Annotated in this window: 5 protein-coding genes (1 of these 5 cut by a window edge); 2 read left to right on the forward strand and 3 right to left on the reverse strand. The window is 44.4% G+C overall.

All coding sequences use genetic code 11. From position 1 onward, the window contains the following. Nucleotides 1-45: 45 nt before the first annotated feature. Entirely contained in the window at nt 46-1,071 is a 1,026-nt protein-coding gene (locus NFI80_RS18760) for a toxin-antitoxin system YwqK family antitoxin (RefSeq protein ID WP_235166476.1), read from the reverse strand. 96 nt (nt 1,072-1,167) lie between these two features. Here NFI80_RS18760 and NFI80_RS18765 point away from each other — a divergent pair, with 96 nt between their 5' ends. Continuing rightward, nucleotides 1,168-2,109, forward strand: a complete 942-nt coding sequence (locus NFI80_RS18765) for a GDP-L-fucose synthase family protein (protein WP_256565286.1) — start codon at nt 1,168-1,170, stop codon at nt 2,107-2,109. A gap of 185 nt (nt 2,110-2,294) precedes the next feature. Continuing rightward, nucleotides 2,295-2,768, forward strand: coding sequence for an Lrp/AsnC family transcriptional regulator (locus NFI80_RS18770; RefSeq protein WP_015813234.1), 474 nt, complete (start codon nt 2,295-2,297; stop codon nt 2,766-2,768). Nucleotides 2,769-2,845: 77 nt separating this feature from the next. On the opposite strand, the gene NFI80_RS18775 is transcribed toward NFI80_RS18770, so the two are convergent. Both NFI80_RS18775 and NFI80_RS18780 read right to left on the reverse strand, forming a co-directional pair. Further along, a complete protein-coding gene (locus tag NFI80_RS18775; protein ID WP_235166477.1) occupies nt 2,846-4,342 on the reverse strand; it encodes a DUF4301 family protein in 1,497 nt (498 codons plus the stop codon). 112 nt (nt 4,343-4,454) lie between these two features. Next, nucleotides 4,455-6,619: the 3' portion of an ATP-dependent helicase gene (locus NFI80_RS18780; RefSeq protein ID WP_235166478.1), read on the reverse strand. It continues 100 nt past the right edge of the window; only the last 2,165 of its 2,265 coding nucleotides appear in the window; the start codon falls outside the window, past its right edge — the gene reads right to left on this strand; the stop codon is at nt 4,455-4,457.

Here is a 6,619-nt window from a genome sequence, read left to right on the forward strand (position 1 = left end):
ATGCTAATTAAGCAGGTGATTGAGGATTTTCAACCATTCGGGGCTTTAATTTTCCGTTTCCTCTTCTGTTGAGGCACGCGGATCCTTGGTATAATCGTAAAGAAGTTTGCCCTTTTCATCCCATTCCCGCAGCACAAATGGCTCAAATTCTTCATCCCAGCCCGACTTTGGATATTGAATTTCCTTCTTGCGCTGGCGTTTGAACTGATAGTATTCTACCCAGCGGCCAATTTTCGCGCCGCCATCGTATTTGCCGCTCACTGCCAGCTGACCTTCCTTGTAAAATTGTAAATACTCGCCCTCAACCTGTCCGAACATGACCGGCAACACTTCTTTAATCTGGCTGTGGGCCGAGTCATAGTAAGTGATCTGCGATTCGGCAGGGAAGCCGCGCTCCCAGACAGACTTGTCGATCAGATTAAACTTTGTATCGTACTTCACCCATCGGCCATCTTTCACACCCATGTAGTAAAAACCTTCCTCGATCAGGTTTTCGCCGCTGTATTTCTTGTAAGAGCCGTGAAGTGGCAATGCTTGTTCCTTATCCTTAATGAGCGCAGAGCTTAATTTCTTGCCTTTCTTGTCATACCAGCGCGTGTTGGCGCCCATGACATACTGGTTCAGGGGTTTGTATTCCTTCAAAACATGAAAATACTCAACCGTTGCGCGGTCGCCACTTCCGTATTTGACAGACATGCTTTGCATAGGAATGCCTTCATACTGCACCTTGGCAAGTTTTGCTTTTTCCTTTTTGCTTTTGCGGTCTTTTTTCTGGCTTTTGTATTCTTTAACCTTCAACCCGAGATCCGGAATCGTCTCGCCAAACAATGTAGACAGACTTGTAGGTTTTCCATTAGCACCCCGCGTGGATGCGCCTGGCACAGACGTGCCCATTACAGGATCCAGGCCGGAAACAAAGGATTTAAGTCCTTTGGAGCGGTTAACCGTATCTTTCTTGACCGTTTCTTTTGGAAGCCAGGCGGGCGTTTCTGTCTGCTGCTCCGATTGCCCCGATGCCGTTTCTGCTATTATAAGAGCGAAAAAGCACCATAAAAGAATGATTCTTTGCATGTGTATTGAATTTTTCTTCAGAGCAAGATTGTTACTTTTGTAACGAATTGATTATTTCTATATTGATTATCAACGCACAAATTTAAAAAAAACGCAGTGGAAAAAAGCGCTAAAATTTATATCGCCGGACATCGTGGAATGGTTGGCTCTGCCATTCATCGGAAATTAGTGAAAGAAGGGTTTGATAATTTCCTGCTTAAGACCTCTTCTGAGCTGGATCTGCGTGATCAAAGTGCAGTCAGAAACTTTTTTGAGACCGAGCGGCCGGAGTATATTTTTTTAGCAGCAGCGAAAGTAGGCGGGATTATGGCCAATAACATTTACAGGGCCGAATTCTTGCACGATAATTTATTGATACAGAACAATGTCATCGACAGCGCTTATCGTACAGATGCCAAAAAGCTGATGTTCCTAGGTTCCAGCTGCATTTATCCGAAACTGGCTCCGCAACCGCTTCATGAAGACTCGTTGCTGACAGGACTTTTGGAGCCGACCAATGAGCCTTATGCAATTGCGAAGATTGCCGGAATAAAAATGTGTGAAGCATACCGCGCACAGTACGGCTGCAATTTCATCTCCGTCATGCCGACAAACCTTTACGGCCCCAACGATAACTACGATCTGAACAATTCGCACGTGCTTCCAGCCATGATCCGCAAATTCCATGAGGCGAAGGAAGAAAATAAGCCATTTGTTGAGCTATGGGGCACAGGATCTCCGTTAAGGGAGTTTTTGCACGCTGATGACCTTGCAGATGCGTGTTATTTCCTGATGCAAAACTACGATGAGCCCGGTTTCCTGAATGTTGGAGTGGGTGCAGATGTGTCCATCAAAACGCTTGCCGAAATGATCCAGCGTGTAACTGGTTATACCGGAGAAATTCACTGGAACACCGACAAACCAGACGGAACGCCGCGTAAACTAATGGATGTGAGCAAGCTGCACGCGCTTGGCTGGAAACACCGCGTGGAATTGGAGGATGGAATAGCGGTTACTTATCAGGATTTTCTGCAAAAGATCGAAACTTACGCAGTGTAAACCAATTGCATACGAAAAGTTACAATTGGTAAAAGCCTAATATTTCAAAACTAAATTCTGTTTTTGCCTACGATAATTCTATTTTTTGACAAATTTTCAGTATATAATTGTAAGATTCTTCGGGAAACTAATTAGTTTTGCAGCGTCCTAAAAAAGGGGCAATATAAAACCTTAGTCATAGAGAAATGTCGGCCATTATTAAGTTAGACCAGATAGACCGTAAAGTACTGGAGATCTTACAAACGAACGCAAAAATAACTAACGCACAACTGTCCAAAGAAATAGGCTTGTCGCCTGCACCGACTTTGGAGCGTGTCAAAAAATTAGAGCAATCAGGAATTATCAAAAGCTATCATGCGCAACTGGAGCCGGAAAAAGTAGGCTTGGGCGTTAGCACATTTGTACAAATTTCCCTGGTTGGACACAGGAAGGCGGTAACAGAGTCTTTTGTCGAGAAGATACATGCAATTCCAGAAGTTATTGAATGTCACCATATTACCGGAACAGGAGATTTTCTTCTTCGTGTGATTTCAAAAGATATCAGCACATATCAGAAGTTGATGCTTGAAAAAATAAATGAGATTGAAGAAGTTGCCAGCACACAAACGATGGTTATTCTTTCGACATTTAAAGAAAGCAAAGTATTGCCGATCCCTTGATGGGTTCTATAAAGTCACCAAATAAAAAACGCCAGATTTTAAAGTCTGGCGTTTTTTATTTGGTATATAAATGAGTTCTACTGGTGTTGCTCACGCAGCAGATCATTCACCGTTTTTACCGGATTAAATGTAATTAAGGGCACTTCCACGAACAATGTGTTCCAATCTGCCATGGCGCCGTTCCATAATCCTGGCAATTCCTGCGCTTTCAGCTCCTTACCATCTTTCGATTTTCCGGTAATAAAGCCCGTTAAGGGATCACGGAATTTTTTCAGATCATACAATTCACCTTTGCTATTCTTCACCGCGCATACCAGATCCACTGGATTAAAGTGCGTTGAGTTCTTGAAAATGCTATTCTGCGATTCATCATCCACATCCACCTGCGCTGATTCTACAATCTGCAAAGACGATGAACCATCTGCATTCTCAGCCCAAAACGGACCGCCGCCCGGTTCTCCCTGATTTTTCACCATTCCGCAAGCGCGCAAAGGCCTATCCAATTTTTTCTGAAAATAGATGGCTTTCTGATCATCCGACCATGAATCGAAGTCAGCAGGAGGCACAACGCAAAGTTCTGTCTTAAAAAAAGCGTCCAATTCGCTTAGTAATGCTGGGTTAGCCTGGTCTTTCAGTTTTCCCAGATAAGAGAAAATCCTTTTTTGGTAGCTTAATACAATGCCGGCCAGCGCTTTCTTATAAGTAATGGTGTCCTGCTTAATTCTGTCAGGAACCACATTATCAATGTTTTTGATAAAAATAATATCCGCATCCAGCTGTCCGAGATTATCCAGCAACGCGCCGTGACCCGCCGGTCTGAACAACAGGCTTTCGTCTTTTTCGCGGAAAGGGGTGTTATCGAGGTTAACCGCAATGGTGTCGGTTGAGCTTTTCTGTTCGGAGAACGAAACAATGTAACGCACGCCAAACTCACTCTGGTAACTTGGCAGCACTTCTACCACCAGTTTTTCAAATTTGTCACGGTGCTCAGGCGACACAGTAAAATGGATCTGGACATTGCTGCCGGCATTGGCATATTTCGCGCCTTCTACCAAATGTTCCTCTAATGGCGTTCTGGAACGTTCTGCATAATTATGGAATTTCAGCAAACCTTTTGGCAGCTCACCATAACCTAATCCCTTGTTAGTCAGGAAGTAAGATGCAATGGTTTTTTCATCCGCCGTCTCAATGTCGTTTCCGTCGGCAGCCAGGGAGGTTTTCAGATCCTCATAGAATGCAAAGTCTTTTAGTTTGCCAAAAAACTCTTCAACAGATTTGTCTTTTTTATCATCCTGCAAAAACCCGAAAAGGGATTTGAACATTCTCGTAGCAGCACCGGAGGCCGGAACAAACTTCAAGAGTGCAATTTCGCCCTCAGAAGCACTTTTATCAAATTCACTGATTACGGTTGCAATTTGGTCGTCGGTGAGGCGAATGATGCCATCGCCGACGGTGGCAGCTTTTGAAAGTTGGAGGAAGGGGAATCCGTTTACAAAATAATTGACTTGTTCTTCTACTGTGGCAATATCGCTTCCGCGTTCTTGTATTTGTATAATGTCTTTTTCAATAAACATATTCATGTTGTTTAATGGTGAAGTTTTAGGGTGTTTAAGTTTAAAGAAGTGTAGCAGGGACCGTTAAAACATTAAAGCTGCCGACAAACGTACTATAATCATGCTAAGCGAATTATTTCAGAATACGGAGCTTGGCGAAGCTCAGCAGCAAAGTTTTCTCTCCGACAAGTTTAAAATTAACGGTTGCCTTGCGGTCGGTGCCATTCACGTCCATCCTCGTTACTTCTCCGAAACCAAACTTCAAATGTTCCACTTTGTCTCCTTCTTTGAGATCAAATGTGTCGGTGGGCACGAAATCTTCGGACGGCGTATGTGAAACTGTCGTACTGGATGGAGTCGGAGCAGACTTCCTTTGGGTTAAATTCCTTGCAAATGACGTTACAGGACTCACGCTATCCCGCGTAGGCGCTCCGTGAAGCATGTTGGAAACATTCAGGAAATGCGGATCGACTTCCAGTAAGAAACGGCTTGGTTCGCACATTTTCAATCTTCCCCATTGGTAACGACTTTCGGCGTAAGAGAAGGAAAGCTTTTTTTCGGCGCGGGTGATGGCCACATAAAACAACCTTCGTTCTTCTTCCAGGTCCTGACGGCTTTCCAGCATCATCTGGCTTGGGAAAAGGTCTTCTTCCAAGCCCACAATAAATACATTCCGGAATTCCAGGCCTTTCGCAGAGTGAATGGTCATCATCGTAACCCGGTCGTTATCATTATTATCATCCGGTTCGTCGGCATTCGTCAATAAGGAAACGGATTGAAGGAATGCACTTAATGTTTTGTCTTCTGTTTCTTCATTATCTACAAATTCCTTGATCCCGTTCAACAACTCCTGAACGTTTTCATAGCGCGAAAGCCCTTCTACCGTTTTGTCTTCATATAATTCCCGCAAGATCCCCGAAACCTTGGCAATGTGCGCCGACACCTCGTAAGCATCTTTGCCTTCTTCGACCATAATTTTAAAGCTTTTGATCAAAGTCGCAAACTGCTCGATCGGGGTAATGGTCCTTCCACTGGCATATTTGCCGATGTTAGCAACTACTTCCCAGATCGGAATACCGTTTTCGGAGGCTGCAACCGCGATTTTTGCCACTGTGCCATCGCCTATGCCTCTTTTAGGAAGGTTAATGATGCGTTTAAATGCTTCTTCATCGCGCTGGTTCACAGTGAAACGCAGGTAAGCAAGCAAGTCCTTGATCTCTTTTCTTTGATAAAAAGATTGTCCGCCAATAATCCGGTATTTAATTCCAAGCTTACGGAGCGCTTCTTCAAAGGACCTGGACTGCGCATTGGTTCTATATAGGATAGCAAAATTCTCATTTCGCAGCGCTTTCGACATTTTCTCTTCAAAGATCGCCGTAGCCACCAGGCGTCCTTCCTCATTGTCAGATCCAGCTTTGATGACATCTATTAATGAACCTTCCTCATTATCCGTAAATGTCCTTTTTTCCAGCTGCGCCTTGTTGCGGGCAATAACAGAGTTGGCAGCATTCACGATCGTGCTCGTTGAGCGGTAATTCTGTTCCAGCTTGATGACCCTTACATCCGGGAAGTCCTTTTCAAAGTTGAGGATGTTCTCAATGTTTGCGCCACGGAACGCGTAAATGCTTTGCGCATCGTCACCTACCACCACGATGTTCCTGTGAACAGCCGAAAGTTTCCGGGTGATCAGATACTGCGAAACGTTCGTATCCTGAAACTCATCCACCATCACGTGCTGGAATTTGTGCTGATACTTATATAGTACATCCGGAAAATCGCGAAAAAGAACATTGGTATTAAAAAGCAGATCATCAAAGTCCATCGCATTCGCCTGAAAACAGCGCATGACATATGTTTTATACAACCTGCCGATCTCCTTCATCTTCGCAGCGTCATCGTCCGCCTGAATAGCCGGATTGGCCAGATAGTCATCCGCAGAAACCAGTCTGTTTTTAGCTCCGGAAATCCGGTTAAAGACAACATTGGCCTTATACACTTTATCGTCGAGGTTGTATTCCTTTATAATGCTCCGCAAAAGCGACTTGGAATCATCTGTGTCGTAGATCGAAAAGTCGCTTGTATAACCCAGGTAACGCGCCTCTATCCGGAGTATTTTTGCAAAAACAGAGTGAAATGTGCCCATCCAGATGTTTCTCGCCTCTGTTCCTACTGCACCTTCGATCCGGTGACGCATTTCTCCCGAAGCCTTATTGGTAAAGGTCAGGGAAAGAATACGGAATGGATCAACGCCGTTTTCGATCAGATGCGCAATACGATAAGTAAGGACCCTCGTTTTCC

This window comes from Dyadobacter chenhuakuii (assembly GCF_023821985.2).
GTDB classification, from domain to species: Bacteria; Bacteroidota; Bacteroidia; order Cytophagales; family Spirosomataceae; genus Dyadobacter; species Dyadobacter chenhuakuii.

Bases quoted from the DNA above. Each gene is read 5' to 3' on its own strand.
- NFI80_RS18760 (WP_235166476.1), bottom strand. From the start codon at position 1,071: ATGCAAAGAATCATTCTTTTATGGTGCTTTTTCGCTCTTATAATAGCA.
- NFI80_RS18770 (WP_015813234.1), top strand. From the start codon at position 2,295: ATGTCGGCCATTATTAAGTTAGACCAGATAGACCGTAAAGTACTGGAG.
- NFI80_RS18775 (WP_235166477.1), bottom strand. From the start codon at position 4,342: ATGTTTATTGAAAAAGACATTATACAAATACAAGAACGCGGAAGCGAT.